We start from the raw sequence: 14,839 nt of genomic DNA, 5'->3' as shown, positions 1-14,839 counted from the left end.
CGGGTACTTTGGCGTCTGCTCGCGCTTGTCAGCGACGGCGTCGCGAGCGTAGGTAGTCCCCCACCACGGCTGCACCCAGTCCGTCCAGATCCGGCACCACCACCCGCCCCTCGACCCGGCGGGCGATCTTGTCGAGGAATCGGGCCAAGCCGGGGTCGCTGCCCAGCCGGAAGATGGTGATCTGCGCGCCAAGCCGGGCCATGTCGTCGAAGCCCTTCACGGTGAAGGAGATGGTGCGCGGGTTGGGCGGGTAATCAAAAAACACAGCAGAACGCCCTTCCCCGCCGTAGTCCTCCAGGTGGGCGGTTGGCTCGCCGTCGGTCACCACCAGCACGACGGGCTGTGCGTTGGGATGCCGGCGCAGATGACGGCCCGCCAGCGCGAGCGCGTGATGCAGGTTGGTGCCCTGCTCGTAGACGCCCTCCAAGCCGGTCAGTTCGGCGGCCGTGACGGTGCGGGCGTAGCGGCCAAAGGCGATGATCTGCAACGCATCTGACCGGAACCGGGTGCTCACCAGGTGGTTGAGCGCCAGCGCGGTCCGTTTCATCGGCAGCCACCGGTTCTCCATCACCATCGAGAACGAGGTGTCCACCAGCAGCGCCACCGCGGCCTGGGTGCGCATCTCGGTCTCGGAGACCTCGACGTCGTCGACGGTGATGCGCAACGGGCCGTCCAGCGTGTGCATTCCCGACTGCCGCAACACGGCATTGGTGAGGGTGCGGGAGATGTGCCACGGCTCGGTGTCCCCGAACTGCCAGGGCCGGGTCGCTCCGGTCAGCTCGCCGGCGGCGCCGGCCCGCCGGTGGTCTCGCTCCCCCTTGCGTCCGGAAAGTTGTTGTGCGACATCACGTAACGCCGTCTCACCGAGCCGGCGCATGGCTTTGGGGGACAATCGCCACTGGCCGTCGGAGCCGCGGTCCAGAAAACCCTGATTGAGCAGCGCCCGTTCCAGTTCGGCGAGCGTCCGGGCGTCCACCGCGGCGTCGTCGCCAAGCTGGCGGGCCAGGGCGTCGAGGTCGACGTCGTCCATCGTGGCGCCCGGATATGCCTGAGACAGCTGCTCGGCCAGCTGCTCCAATTCGCCGATGTCGGCCAGCGCCTGGGTGCCCTCGCCCATGCCGAACGGATTGTCGCCGGAGAACTGCTGCTCGCCCGTCCAGTCCTCGCCCGGCCGAGCGGCCTGCAGGTGCGCGTCCAGGCGATTCAGCGCGTTCATCAACGACGGCGAGCCGAAGGCCTGCTGCGCCAACGCATCCAGCTCGTCGCGCTGCTGCTGGCTCAGGCTGTTGCGGAACCGCCGCGCGGCGGCGGCCCGCTTGGCCAGCGAATCCAGCAACTCCTCGACATTCTGCGGGTTCTCCGGGAAGAACTCGCCGTGCTTGTCCATGAAATCCTGGAAGTCCTGCTCGGTGTCTTCTCCACGGGAGTGCTTGTCCAGCAAGTCATTCAGATCGTCCAGCATCTCGTTGACCCGCTGGCGGTCCTCGTCGGTGGCGCCTTCCAACGCCTGCTTCATACCCGCGAAGCGTTGGTCGAGCATCTCGCGGCCCAGCAGATCCTTGATCTGGTCATACTTCTGCCGCGCCTCGGGGCTGCGCCACTGATATTCGGAAAGCTCCTGCACTGCCTTGGCCGGCGACGGCGGCAACGACTCCAACTGCAACTCGGAGAACCGCGCGTCGTCGTCCAGGGCGCGGGCCAACTCCTTGCGTTCGGCCAGCACCGCCTCGTCCAGCAGCTTCTTGATCTCCTGCAGCGTCCCATCGAGGTTGTTGCGCCGCAAGAGGTCTCGCCTTTTGCGGTTGGCCTCGGCGGCCAGCCGGTCGGCACCACGCATGTTTTCGCTGCCCCGGCGCAGCAATTCGGACAGGGCCCGGCGCGGCGAGGTGCCCGCCATGACGTCCTGCCCGATCTGTTCGAGCGCCTCACGCAGATCCACCGGCGGAGCCAGCGGGTCGGGCCCGCCGGTATACGCCGAGTATCGCTGTGAGTGCCCGCTACTAGCCATAGACGGTCTGCCCCTCCCCGGATACCTTGTCGACGCGCTTGGCCAGATACAGCGCCTCCAGCGCCAGTTCCAATGCCGCGGCGCGCTCGCCTTCGGACTCCGCGCCGAGTTTGGCCGCAATCTTGTCCACGACCGGCAGCCCGGGCACCGCGCCCAGCACATCCTTGGCCGACACCCGCTCACCCGTCGTCACCGCGGATCCCCTCTCGACCGCGGACACCAGAGTGCCGACGTCCACTCCGCCGAGCACCCGGGAGGCGGTGTCGGCGGTCGCCCGGCGCAGCAGGTGCTCGAGCACGGCCTGCTCGCGGCCTTCCTCGCCGGACTCGAACTCGAGCTTGCCGCGCAGCACGTCGATGACGGTGCCCAGGTCGACCACCCGGGCCACCGGGTCGGTCTCACCGAGAATCGCGCCGCGGTGCCGGGCCGAGGCGGCCACCGTCTCAGCGGCGGCTATGGCGAAGCGGGCCGACACCCCGGAGCGCTGGTCGACCGAATTGGACTCGCGCAGATACCGGGCGAACCGCGCGATCACCTGCAACAGGTAGTCGGGCACCTGCGCGCTCAGGTGTGCCTCCTGGGCGATCACGCCGATCTCGGCCGATAGCTCGAGTGGGTAGTGGGTGCGGATCTCGGCGCCAAATCGGTCCTTGAGCGGAGTGATGATGCGGCCGCGGTTGGTGTAGTCCTCGGGGTTGGCGCTGGCCACCACCAGCACGTCCAGCGGCAGCCGCAACGTGTAGCCGCGGACCTGGATGTCGCGCTCCTCCATCACGTTCAGCATCGAGACCTGGATCCGCTCGGCCAGGTCGGGCAGCTCGTTGACCGCGACGATGCCGCGGTGTGCGCGTGGAATCAGGCCGTAGGCAATGGTTTCCGGGTCGCCGAGGCTGCGGCCTTCAGCGACCTTGATCGGGTCGATGTCACCGACCAGGTCGGCCACACTGGTGTCAGGGGTGGCCAGCTTCTCGGTGTAGCGCTCACTGCGGTGCTTCCAAGACACCGGCAGGTCGTCCCGCAGCTGGGCCGCGCGGCGGATCCACTCCGGGGTGATCGCCGTGTAGGGATGCTCGCCCAGCTCCGATCCGTCGATCACCGGCGTCCACTCGTCGAGCAGACCGGTCAGCGCCCGCAGTAGCCGGGTCTTGCCCTGGCCGCGTTCACCCAGCAGCACGAAGTCGTGGCCGGCGATCAGCGCGCGCTCGAGTTGCGGAATCACGGTGTCGTCGAAACCCAGGATGCCCGGCCAGATATCGTCGCCGTCCGCCAAAGCGGTCAACAGATTTTCGCGGATCTCCTGCTTGACGCCCCGCTCGCGATGACCGGAGGCACGCAGCTCGCCCACAGTGCGGGGCAGATTGCTCGGTGAAGTCACCTCTCCAAGCTACGCGCTGCTGACCCGCGTGACGCGCCGAACAGTCAGTGGGCGAAGTGCCGGGCTCCGGTGAGATACAGCGTGACACCGGCTTTGGCGGCGGCGGCCGTGACTTCGTCATCACGCACCGACCCACCCGGGTGCACGACGGCTTTGACGCCGGCGGCGGTCAGCGTCTCGAGTCCGTCCGGGAACGGGAAGAACGCGTCGGAGGCCGCGACGGCGCCGTTGACCCGGTCACCGCCCCGTTCGACGGCCAGGCGGGCGGCGTCGACCCGGTTCACCTGGCCCATGCCGACGCCGATGGTGGCGCCGCCGGCGACGATCACGATGGCGTTGGACTTGACCGCGCGGCAGGCGCGCCAGGCGAACACCAGGTCGGTGAGGGTGGCCGGGTCGGCGGGATCGCCGGTGGCCAGGGTCCAGTTGTTCGGGTCATCGCCCGGGGCGTCGAGTTGGTCGCGCTGCTGGATCAGCAGCCCGCCGCTGATCGGGCGCAGCTCGTGCCCGCCGTTCAGTGGCTCGGAGGCCAGCAGGACCCGGATGTTCTTCTTGCGGGTCAGCACCTCGACGGCGCCCGGCTCGTAGGCGGGCGCCACGATCACCTCAGTGAAGATGGTGCTGATGTACTCCGCCATCTCCACGCTGACCTCGGTGTTGGCCGCGATCACACCGCCGAACGCGCTCAGCGGGTCGCAGTCGTGGGCCTTGCGGTGGGCGTCAGCGACCGAGACGTCGGAGATCGCGATGCCGCACGGGTTGGCGTGCTTGATGATCGCCACGCAGGTCTGCTCGTGGTCGAAGGCCGCCCGCCAAGCCGCGTCCGCATCGGTGAAGTTGTTGTAGGACATCTCTTTTCCGTGCAGTTGCTCCGCCTGCGCCAGACCCGGCCAGGCGCCGGGGTCGGTGTAAAGCGCGGCCTGCTGGTGCGGGTTCTCGCCGTAGCGCAGAGTCGCCTGGCGGCGCCAGTTCCTGGCGAAGAAGTGCGGGAACTCGTGCGCCGGCTCTTCGGGCGCCAACGTGGACTGCATCCAGCTCGCGACGGCGATGTCGTATTCGGCGGTGTGTTGAAAAGCCAACGAGGCCAGCTTCTTCCGCTCGGCGAGGGTGAACCCGCCGTGGCGCACCGCGGCCAGCACGCCGTCGTAGCCGCGGGGATCGACGACGACGGCGACGCTGGGGTGGTTCTTTGCGGCGGCGCGCACCATCGACGGTCCGCCGATGTCGATCTGCTCGACGCACTCGTCCGGGCTGGCACCGGACTCGACGGTCTGGGTGAACGGGTAGAGGTTGACCACGACGAGTTCGAAGGCGGCGACGCCGAGCTTCTCGAGCGAGGCGCGGTGTTCGGGCTTGCGCAGGTCCGCCAGTAGACCGGCGTGGACCTTGGGATGCAGGGTCTTGACGCGACCGTCGAGCACCTCCGGGAAACCGGTGAGCTCCTCGACGCGGGTCACCGGAATCGCTTTGTCCGCAATGGTCTTCGCTGTCGATCCGGTCGAGACGATCTCGACGCCGGCGGCGGTCAGGCCCTGGGCGAGCTCGACCAGACCGGTCTTGTCGTACACGCTGATCAACGCGCGACGGATCGGCTTCTTGTCGATGTTCATCCCAGGGTCGCCTTTCGCTCTGTGACCGTCACGCCACGGGTCGCGATCGCGGCCACCACATCCACCAGGAGTTGGCGTTCCACGACCTTGATGCGTTCATGGAGGGTCTCTTCATTGTCTCCGTCGCGGACCTCGACGGGCTGCTGCGCCAGTATTGGGCCCGTGTCCACGCCGGCATCCACCAGGTGCACCGTACAGCCGGTGACTTTCACGCCGTAGGCCAGCGCGTCGCGGACGCCGTGCGCGCCCGGGAAGGCAGGCAGCAGCGCCGGGTGGGTGTTCAGGATGCGGCCGTTGAACCGCGAAAGGAACTGCGGTCCAAGAATTCTCATGAACCCCGCGGAGACGACCAAGTCCGGGCTGTGGGCTGCGGTGGCCTCGGTGATGGCCGCGTCCCAGTCGTCGCGGGTCGGGTGCTCGCCGACGCGGACGGCGAAGGCGGGGATTCCCGCGCCGGCGGCGATCTGGGTGGCCCGGCAGTCGCGATCGACCCCGACGGCCACCACCCGCGCCGGGTAGTCGCCTTGGGCGGCGTCCAATAAGGAGTTCAGCAGCGAACCGGTGCCCGATGCCAGCACCACGAGCCGCGCCGGTGCACTCGCGGGTACACGGAGCGGTTCCTGCACACGGAGAGCCTAGTCGGGCGACGATGCCGGCCGCTCTGCGGCCGGAGGAGGAGCGCGACACATCAGAACGAGTCGGGCTTCGTCGAAACTGCGTCCAGGGCTGCTCTGCCGCCCTGGGCGCAGCCCTCACCGCAGACTCGACGCCACCTTCGCAGACGCAAGACGGGCAGACGAACTAATCTTCTTCCGCTGGCGGGCGCGGCTCGTCGGCCTGCTCGTCAGGCAGCGCAGGTTCCTCGACGCCCACGGGTTCGTCCTCGTCGTCGAAAGCCCCCTCCAACGGTTCGTCGTCTTCGACGGGCTCCGGTACAGCAGCGGGCGGCCTGACCCGCCGCCGTCGCGGCCGTCGCCGAACGCCTCCGGCCATCACCACGGTGACCCCACCCACCACGGTGAACCAGAACAACACGCCCAGGAACATGGCGCTGTGGTCGACGCCGACGTCGCCGAAGTTGCCGAGCTTGCCGCCGCCGCCGTAACCCAGCAGCGTCATCATCATCGCCGCCACCAGGGCCGCCACCAGCAACTTGGCCACCGCGGGGATCAACGGCAGCGCACGCCGGGCACATTGCTGACCGACCGCGACTCCGGATGCCGCACCGATGATCAGCAGCGCAACCCACACCGGCCCGAGCGGCGGCGTGGGCGCCGCGGCGAGGATCGGCAGGGCAGGCACATCGCCGCCGAACACCGTGAACGAGCTGAATGTCGCGAAGCCGATATGGGCGCTGGACCCGACGGCGACCGCAGCGGCACCCACCATGACGTTCGGCGCGTACAGCACCGACAGCGCGGTCAGATTGAACTGGCCCCAGATCGAATCGGTGATGCCGTACAGGTCTTGCATGGTCGACCAGTGCACGACCAGCGACCCCGCCGTCACCACACCGGAGAGTCCGAGCAGGGCCAGCACCCCGGCCGAAGCCGCGCGCAATGAATCACCGAGCCAGTTCGGCAACGGAGAAGCGGCCAATGCGCGTCGCCCCGCCTGTGACCAAACCCCGATCGCGGCGCCGATGGCGTGTACCACCAGCACGCTGGTGAACGCCCGCAGCGCGCTGGGCGTCTGCAGTTCGGTCAACACCGACGACGCGTCGTGGATGACGGCAAGCGCGATGGCGGCGATCAACAGCGGGCCGCCCAGCGCCGACGCGACGACCCACCGGATCACCAGCCACGACGAGTACGGCGAGGTCGCGCGCGCGGTGGTACGTGCGGTGCCCCACACCATCAACATGACCGGCAACAGCGGCATCACGCCCAGTTCCCGACCGCCGATGGAGATCGGCACCTGGTGCACGCCCAGCCACATGCTGGCGATGGCACCCAAGGCGCCGGTCATGTCGCTGTTGGCGATCAGCAGCTGCAACAGTGTGACCGCCGCGATGACGACCAGCGCCACCACCGCGGGGGCGAAAGCTACCCTGACCAGGTCGCGCGCCTGGCGGGCGCCCGTTTCTCGGTTTCTTGCCGACACCCGTGTCACTCTTGGTGGGTCACTCTTCGCGCACGAGCCTGACTAGGCGCGAGAGCGCACGGTTAGACGGGCGCCGAACCAGGCGACTGCTGCTGGCCCTGGCCGTAGGACGATTGCTGGCCACCGCCGGCGGGGTTGCCGTAGTTGACCGGGGCAGCACCGCCTTGCGATCCGCTGCCTGCGCTGACCGGCGGTGGCGGGCTGAAGCTCGGGAAGCCGGTGGGCGGCGTGTTGGTCGGCCCCTGTTGCTGCTGGGGTACCTGCTGCGTGGGCTGTGCCGCGAAGCCGCCGGACTGGGGGTTGGGGTTCGACGAGTAGCCACCACCGTACTGTGAGCCGTACCCGGATTGGCCCGGGTTCTGCGCGGACTGCTGTGCACCCGGCTGACCGTAGTACCCGCCCGGCTGACCCCCGTATTGGCCGTACTGACCGTACTGTCCGTAACCACCACCGAACGGGTCGTACTTGGGACGCGGCGTCGGCGCGCTGATGATGCCCGAGTCCAGCAGCAGCGCGCCGACCGCGGCCACCGCCTGGAAGACGATGCACACCAGAACGATCCACAGCGCCCATCCGGTGGACAACAGGGGGGACTTATTGAATGTGGCCGCAATGATCAGCAGCACTCCCAGCACCGAGAGGACGGCGACAATGGGCACGTAGCTTTTGGCCTTGGGCAACAGCCCGAGCCCCGCCAGCATCCCAGCCAACAGGACGACGGCAATCGACAACCCGGTGTCACCCGATGCCGCGGTGCCGGATGCGCTGCCCATGTCGCCGTTGTAGGTGAACATCGGGCCGAAGCTGAAGAAGTACGCCAACAGGCCCAGTGCCGCTACCGCGATGGCCAGGTACAGCCCCAGCTTGCTTTCGCCGGGCTCGCCGGCGGCGGCGGGGGCGGCAGGCGCGGAGCTGCCGTACGAGCCGGCCGGCTGTTGCGCGGATGGATATCCGGGACTACCGGGCGGGTAGGTCATGAGTCCTCCTGTTGCTTCCGGTGCCGTCACGGCCCCTCTGCTTCGGCACGACGCGGTACGGCCTGCGACGCATTCGATCAACCACGCTAGCGCACCTCTGACAACTAGTGCCCGTCGCCGCAGGGGGTCGGCTGCGGCCAAAAGTAGAACACGTTCTAAATTGGGGCATGGACTACAGCCTCGTTCTGTTCACCAGCGATCGCGGTATTTCCCCTGCGGCAGCAGCGAAACTTGCCGACACACATGGTTTTCACACCTTCTACGTACCCGAACACACGCATATCCCGATCAAACGCGAGGCGGCTCATCCCACCACCGGAGACGAGACGCTGCCCGACGACCGTTATATGCGCACCCTGGATCCCTGGGTGAGCCTGGGCGCGGCGTGTGCTGTGACGTCGCGGGTGCGGCTGTCGACGGCAGTCGCGTTGCCGGTCGAGCATGACCCGATCACCTTGGCGAAAAGCATCGCCACGCTGGATCACCTGTCCGGCGGGCGAGTTAGCCTCGGCGTCGGGTTCGGCTGGAACACCGACGAGCTCGCCGACCATAACGTGCCGGCCGGCCGTCGTCGCACCATGCTGCGCGAGTACCTCGAGGCAATGCGGGCGCTGTGGACTCAGGAAGAGGCCGAGTACGACGGCGAGTTCGTGAAGTTCGGCCCGAGCTGGGCATGGCCCAAGCCGGTGCAGACGCACATTCCGGTGCTGGTGGGCGCCGCGGGCAACGAGAAGAACTTCAAGTGGATCGCGCGCAGCGCCGACGGCTGGATCACCACGCCGCGTGACTTCGACATCGACGAGCCGGTGAAGTTGCTGCAGGACACCTGGGCCGCGGCGGGGCGCGATGGCGCCCCACAGATCGTGGCACTCGACTTCAAGCCGGATCCCGAAAAGTTGGCACGCTGGGCAGATCTCGGCGTCACCGAGGTGCTGTTCGGCCTGCCGGACGCCGACGAGGACAAGGTGGCCTCGTACGTGGAGCGGCTGGCCGGCAAGCTGGCGTCATTCGCCTAACCGGCCGTGCAGCGGTTCCCGTAATCGAACGAGCGCACCTGCACCGGCTGCCCGATCGGGTCGCCGTCGATCAGTAGGGTCAATAGTGCGTCGTCCTCGGTGGTGGCCAGGAAACGGCTGTCGTCGGTGGTGAGCCGGCCGATGATGACGCCCGTCGGTCGGCCGCCATCGCGCCGGACGGTGTAGGTCTCGATGGTGGCGGCGCCGTCGGGGTTCTCGGTGACCCGCACCTTGGGTCCACCGTCGACCAGCGCCTGCAACTCAGCGCTGCGATCGGACCCCCAGGGGGCCGGCGCGGTGGAATAGATGCCGACCGAATACTTGCTCTGAATGCCACCGTTTGCCCCGACCAACCCGAATTGCCCTGGCGCACTTCGCATCCGGACCACGGTCTCGGCGACGCCGTGCATCGAGTAGTTGTTGCCGGGGCCGCCGAAGAACGGCAACCCGCCGGTCAGGGTCAGCCCGCGCGGGTCGTCGGGGGCGATGCCCAGCCCGTCGCAGATGTTGAACACCGGTACCGGGAAGCAACTGTAGAGGTCGAAGGTGGCGACATCGTCGACGCCGATGCCGGCCACCTGGAGCGCTTCGCGGGCCGCCATGACGGCCGACGGGGCATGCCCGAGGTCGGGCCGCTCCATGAACGCCGGCGCCTCCAGGTCGGCATGCCCGCGCAGATAAACCCATCTGTCCTCGGGAACGCGCAGCCGACGCGCGGCCTCGACCGACATGAGCAGCGCCGCCGCGCCCTGGTTCACCTGATCGCGGGCCACCAGCAAGCGCGGATAGGGCTCGGCGATCATCCGGTTGCTCTCGGTGACGGTGATCAGTTCGTCGACCGTCCGCTCCACCGGCGCGGCAGAGTAGGGGTTGCTCGCCGCGACCTTGCTGAACGGCGCGAACAGTTCGGCCATCCGCCGCAGGTACTCGGCCGGCCCGAGGCCCGTCGCGGCTCGTCGGGCGTTTTCCATCAGGGCGTACTGGGTGGGCGCATCTACCAGTCCGTGGATCACGGTGTAGCGCGAGATGTATTTCTCGATGCCCGGTCCGCGGTCTTCCAGGTCACCGTCAACCGTTTCGCTGAAGTCCGGCTTGTCCTCACGCTGCGCGAAGTGCCGCAGGGTGGATGTGGCGTCCGAGCCGAAGACCAGGGCCACCTCGGAGCGCCCCGCCGCAATCTCGCCGGCAAGTTCGGTGATCAGGTGCTGCGGGCCCTGCCCGCCGACGATCTCGAGGATCGCGCGACGCGGTTCGGCGCCGATCCGTTTGGCGACCGAGCGTGGGTAGTTGTTGGACCGGCCGAGGGGCGCGTTGGGCACCGGTCCGGAGATCTCGAACTGTCGCAGCGCCGCGATCGTGTCGACCTCGGCGGCCACCGCGGTAGCACCGCAGTCGTCGAGGGCGGCCTGGGCTGCGGCAGCGGCCAGTTCCACGGGTGACATGGCCCGGTAGCCGGGGTCGTCGATACGCTCGGCGGCCTGCCCGACGCCGACGACCACGGGCGTCCGCGGATCAAGATTCATAGCCTTACTATCTACCGCAGCGACCGGCGTGCCTCCCGGGCGGGTTGCCCTGACCCGCCGAGCAGACGCCAGAGCCCCTCATTTCGGCACGAAATGGGGGCTTTGGCGTCTGCTCGCGCTACAGGGTCTTGAGGATCTCCCGCGCCAGCGCCGCGGTCTCAGACGGCGTCTTGCCCACCTTGACGCCGGCGGCTTCCAGTGCGTCCTTCTTGGCGGCCGCCGTGCCCGACGAGCCGGACACGATGGCGCCCGCGTGGCCCATCGTCTTGCCTTCGGGCGCAGTGAATCCCGCCACGTAGCCGACCACCGGCTTGGTCACGTTGGCCTTGATGAAGTCGGCCGCGCGCTCCTCGGCGTCACCACCGATCTCGCCGATCATCACGATGAGCTTGGTGTCGGGGTCCTTCTCGAACGCCTCGATGGCGTCGATGTGGGTGGTGCCGATGATCGGGTCGCCGCCGATTCCGATCGAAGTGGTGAACCCGAAATCGCGCAGCTCATACATCATCTGGTAGGTCAGCGTGCCCGACTTGGACACCAGGCCGACCGGCCCGGGACCGCTGATGTTGGCCGGGGTGATGCCGACCAGGGACTGGCCGGGGCTGATGATGCCCGGGCAGTTGGGCCCGATGATGCGGGTACGCGGACCCTTTGCCCCCCCTTTTTCCAGGTTGTAGGCCCACGCATAGGCGCTGTCCTGCACCGGAATTCCCTCGGTGATGACCACCAGCAACGGGATCTCGGAGTCGATGGCCTCGATCATCGCGTCCTTGGCGAACACCGGCGGCACGAAAATGATCGACACATCGGCGCCGGTCTTCTCGATCGCCTCCACGACGCTGCCGAACACCGGCAACTCGATCGGGTTGCCGTCGACGTCCTTGTGCGCGACGGTGGTGCCCGCCTTGCGGGCGTTGACCCCGCCGACGATCTGGGTGCCGGCGGCCAGCATCCGCGCGGTGTGCTTGGTGGCCTCCGCGCCGGTGATGCCCTGGACGACGACCTTGTTGTCCCTGTTCAGGAAGATAGCCATGTCAGTCGTCCTCTCAGGCGCTCGCCAGCTCGGCGGCTTTGTCGGCACCGGCATCCATCGTGTCGGCCTGGATCACCAGCGGGTGGTTGGCATCGGCCAGGATCCGCCGACCCTCTTCGACGTTGTTGCCGTCCAGGCGGACCACCAGCGGCTTGTTGGCCTCGTCGCCCAGGATTTCCAGCGCCTTGACGATCCCGGCCGCCACCGCGTCGCACGACGTGATGCCGCCGAAAACGTTGACGAACACGCTCTTGACTTCCGGGTCGCCCAGGATGACGTCCAGGCCGGCCGCCATGATCTCGGCCGACGCGCCACCACCGATGTCCAGGAAGTTGGCCGGCTTCACACCGCCGTGCTTCTCACCGGCGTAGGCGACCACGTCCAGCGTCGACATCACCAGGCCCGCCCCGTTGCCGATGATCCCGACCTCGCCGCTGAGCTTCACGTAGTTCAGGTCGTGTTCCTTGGCCTTGAGCTCCAGCGGGTCGGTGGACGCGCGGTCCTCGAACTCGGCGTGCCCGGGCTGGCGGAAGTCGGCGTTCGCGTCCAGGGTGACCTTGCCGTCCAGGGCCAGGATCTTGTCGTCCGGCGTGCGCACCAGCGGGTTGACCTCCACCAAGGTGGCGTCCTCGCCGACAAATACCCCCCAGAGCTTCTCGATCGTCACCGCGGCTGCGTCGAGCACTTCGGCGGGCAGGTGGCCCTGCTCCGCGATGGACCGCGCGAAGGCGAGGTCGACGCCCTTGACGGCGTTCACCGGCACCTTGGCCAGCCGATCGGGCTTGGTGGCCGCAACCTCCTCGATCTCCATGCCGCCCTCGACCGAGCACATCGCCAGGTAGGTGCGGTTGGCGCGATCGAGCAGGAACGAGAGGTAGTACTCCTCGGCGATGTCACTGGCCTCGGCGACCAGCAGCTTCTTCACGATGTGGCCCTTGATGTCCAGGCCCAGGATGTTCTTGGCGTGCTCGTAGGCTTCCTCGGCGTTGGCGGCGTACTTCACGCCACCCGCCTTGCCTCGGCCACCGGTCTTGACCTGGGCCTTGACCATCACGGGCGCACCGATCTCCTCCGCGATGGCCTTCGCGCCTTCGGCGGTGTCGGTAACCCGGCCTTGCGTGCCGGGTACGCCATGCTTGGCGAACAGTTCCTTAGCTTGGTACTCGAACAGATCCATGGGGCGTCACTGCCTTTGCTCGGCTTACTTGCTAGGCCAACTAGGGTGGCGGTGCCGGTACTCGGCAACTCGCACGGAGGAACTGTATCGACCCCGGAAATCAGCCCTGCCGCCGCATCCCACCGCTGTGGCATACGTCACGCCATGGCCACAGAGACGAAACGTGATCCAATTCACAAAAATGACCGGTTTTCATACTGAGGTTGCCAGCCCCCCACGTTTGCGGATACCTTCTCAAGGTCCAGATAACGTTATGGTCACGATCCGAGGACATTTCAGCTTGTCCCAGCACCTTTTCGCTCGCACTGCCGCCGCAGTATCGGCGCGCGCATCCCGGGAACGCTGGCCCCATCACCACCGCAACGAAGTCACCGAGATCATTCCGTTAGACGGGTCTGATGAACTCGACGACATGGAGCTGGCCGACCTCGACGAGTTGGATTTCGGCGAGTCCGAGTTCGCGTTCGACGACCTGCTGCTGCAGGCCCCCGAACTTGACGACCTCGACGACACCGACGATCTGACGCCGATGTGGCTGGCCGCCCCCGCCACCGAGGTCCTGCCTCGCGTTGCCGCCGAGGCCCCGCACCCGATCACCCACGCCATCAACGTCACCCCCGTCCCGCGCCGCGGCGGCAGCCACCGCAAGCAGCCGACCAGCGCCGCCAAGGGACGTCTGTTGATCGGGGCGATGGCAGCCGGGGCCGCCGCAGCGGCCACCCACACCGCGCTCAGCCAGTCCGACCACAACACCAAGATCGAGACGGTGCTGACCGCCAACGCCTCGACGCTCACCGGCGGCTCCGGGAACGCCGGCACCAGCGCGCCGCGTGGGGTGCAGGTGATCGCCGCCCAACCGGCCAATGCGGCGCTGCACAACGAAGAACTCGCCCGCGGCGTGGCCTTCGCACAGGAGCGGGCTCAGCGCGAAGCGCGCCTGCAGCAGCCGCTGTATGTCATGCCGACCAAGGGCATCTTCACCTCCAACTTCGGCTACCGCTGGGGCGTGCTGCACGCCGGTATCGACCTGGCCAATGCGATCGGCACCCCGATCTATGCGGTGTCCGACGGCGTCGTCATCGACGCCGGACCGACCGCCGGCTACGGCGCCTGGGTCAAGCTGCTGCATGCCGACGGCACCGTGACGCTGTACGGCCACGTCAACACCACGCTGGTGAGCGTCGGTGAACGTGTGATGGCGGGCGACCAGATCGCAACCATGGGCAACCGCGGCAACTCCACCGGCCCGCACCTGCACTTCGAGGTGCTGCTGGGTGGCAGTGAGCGGATCGACCCTGTGCCGTGGCTGGCCAAGCGGGGTTTGTCCGTCGGCAACTACGCCGGCTGACCGGTGACCGGGCCGAACGATCCCTCCCCCAGCGAGAACCCACCCGAGCCCGCCGAACCGCCAAACGAACCACGCACCAAGATCATTCGGCGTGCGCCGACCAGTCCGCTGCCACCGATAACCGCGCAGCCGACCACCCAGATCCCGCGTCCGGCAGGGCTTCCGCCGCTGCCCGCGGTGTTGCGGCAGGAGCCGAGTGCGCGGACGGCGGTGGCGGCCAGCGCCGTGAGCATCGTCAGCGGATGGGCTACGTCGGTGGTGGCCACCGATCTGATCGCCGGTTGGTGGCAGACCGACCGGCTGTTCTGCATCGCCGTCGGATTCCTGGCCCTGGTCTTCGCGCTCACCACGATCAGCGGCGTGATCATGCTGTTGCTGCGCCGCCCGTTCGGGCGCTACCTGATCGTGGCCGGAGCGGTGGTGGCGCTGCTGACCTACCTCGGGGTGTTCATCGCGGGTGCGCGCGTGGGATGGATAGTCCATGCGCTGCCGTTGTTGCCGGTCGCGAGCGTGGTTTTGGCGATGCTGCCGGAGACTAGGCGCTGGGCCGAGTAGCCGGCTTCGCCGAACGTGTCGTGACGGCGATATTTTCGCGCTCAATGTCAAGTGGTTAGTGCAACGCGGTTAGGCGGCTTGATCGAGCAGGGCTGCTAAGCGTTGGGCGGGGGT

General features: G+C 67.8%; 12 protein-coding genes. 3 read left to right on the top strand and 9 right to left on the bottom strand.

All coding sequences use genetic code 11. The annotated features are described in order from the left end of the window. Nucleotides 1-28: 28 nt before the first annotated feature. The 6 genes from AWC08_RS33260 to AWC08_RS33235 all read right to left on the bottom strand — a co-directional run bounded on the left by AWC08_RS33260 (nt 29) and on the right by AWC08_RS33235 (nt 8,073). Nucleotides 29-2,008 (bottom strand): vWA domain-containing protein, encoded by a 1,980-nt coding sequence (locus tag AWC08_RS33260; RefSeq protein WP_069434025.1) that lies wholly within the window; start codon nt 2,006-2,008, stop codon nt 29-31. Further along, entirely contained in the window at nt 2,001-3,383 is a 1,383-nt protein-coding gene (locus AWC08_RS33255; protein ID WP_069434024.1) for a sigma 54-interacting transcriptional regulator, read from the bottom strand. Before AWC08_RS33255 ends, AWC08_RS33260 begins: the two co-directional genes overlap by 8 nt. Before the next feature lie 44 nt (nt 3,384-3,427). After that, nucleotides 3,428-4,993 carry a bifunctional phosphoribosylaminoimidazolecarboxamide formyltransferase/IMP cyclohydrolase gene (gene purH, locus AWC08_RS33250; protein WP_069434023.1) on the bottom strand — a complete coding sequence of 522 codons (1,566 nt, stop codon included), beginning with the start codon at nt 4,991-4,993 and terminating at the stop codon, nt 3,428-3,430. Further along, nucleotides 4,990-5,619, bottom strand: a complete 630-nt coding sequence (gene purN / locus AWC08_RS33245; RefSeq protein ID WP_065132340.1) for a phosphoribosylglycinamide formyltransferase — start codon at nt 5,617-5,619, stop codon at nt 4,990-4,992. Before purN ends, purH begins: the two co-directional genes overlap by 4 nt. 175 nt (nt 5,620-5,794) lie before the next feature. Next, nucleotides 5,795-7,105: a cell division protein PerM gene (locus tag AWC08_RS33240; RefSeq protein ID WP_372513538.1), complete on the bottom strand. Its 1,311-nt coding sequence runs from the start codon at nt 7,103-7,105 to the stop codon at nt 5,795-5,797. 53 nt (nt 7,106-7,158) lie between these two features. Next, entirely contained in the window at nt 7,159-8,073 is a 915-nt protein-coding gene (locus AWC08_RS33235; protein ID WP_065132339.1) for a DUF5336 domain-containing protein, read from the bottom strand. Nucleotides 8,074-8,240: 167 nt separating this feature from the next. Between AWC08_RS33235 and AWC08_RS33230 the strand changes: the two genes are divergently transcribed. Next, nucleotides 8,241-9,089 carry an LLM class F420-dependent oxidoreductase gene (locus AWC08_RS33230; RefSeq protein WP_065132338.1) on the top strand — a complete coding sequence of 283 codons (849 nt, stop codon included), beginning with the start codon at nt 8,241-8,243 and terminating at the stop codon, nt 9,087-9,089. On the opposite strand, the gene AWC08_RS33225 is transcribed toward AWC08_RS33230, so the two are convergent. From AWC08_RS33225 to sucC, 3 genes are all read right to left on the bottom strand, one after another. Then, the gene (locus tag AWC08_RS33225; protein ID WP_069434022.1) at nt 9,086-10,612 is read right to left on the bottom strand and encodes an acetyl-CoA acetyltransferase; all 1,527 of its coding nucleotides are present in this window, start codon (nt 10,610-10,612) and stop codon (nt 9,086-9,088) included. The two genes, AWC08_RS33230 and AWC08_RS33225, sit on opposite strands and share 4 nt — an antisense overlap. Nucleotides 10,613-10,730: 118 nt before the next feature. Further along, nucleotides 10,731-11,645 carry a succinate--CoA ligase subunit alpha gene (sucD, locus tag AWC08_RS33220; protein WP_069434021.1) on the bottom strand — a complete coding sequence of 305 codons (915 nt, stop codon included), beginning with the start codon at nt 11,643-11,645 and terminating at the stop codon, nt 10,731-10,733. A 13-nt stretch (nt 11,646-11,658) separates the two neighbouring features. Beyond that, nucleotides 11,659-12,822: an ADP-forming succinate--CoA ligase subunit beta gene (sucC, locus tag AWC08_RS33215; protein ID WP_069434020.1), complete on the bottom strand. Its 1,164-nt coding sequence runs from the start codon at nt 12,820-12,822 to the stop codon at nt 11,659-11,661. 280 nt (nt 12,823-13,102) lie between these two features. On the opposite strand from sucC, the gene AWC08_RS33210 reads away from it, so the two are divergent. Then, nucleotides 13,103-14,170 (top strand): M23 family metallopeptidase, encoded by a 1,068-nt coding sequence (locus AWC08_RS33210; RefSeq protein WP_069434031.1) that lies wholly within the window; start codon nt 13,103-13,105, stop codon nt 14,168-14,170. Between the two features lie 3 nt (nt 14,171-14,173). Further along, complete coding sequence (locus AWC08_RS33205; protein ID WP_232007917.1) at nt 14,174-14,725, top strand: hypothetical protein; 552 nt, start codon at nt 14,174-14,176, stop codon at nt 14,723-14,725. Nucleotides 14,726-14,839: the final 114 nt, after the last annotated feature.

It is taken from the genome of Mycobacterium gordonae (genome assembly GCF_002101675.1).
Lineage (GTDB): Bacteria > Actinomycetota > Actinomycetes > Mycobacteriales > Mycobacteriaceae > Mycobacterium > Mycobacterium gordonae.
Note: the sequence above shows the minus strand (reverse complement) of the source record. Positions and strands in the feature narration are given on the sequence as shown.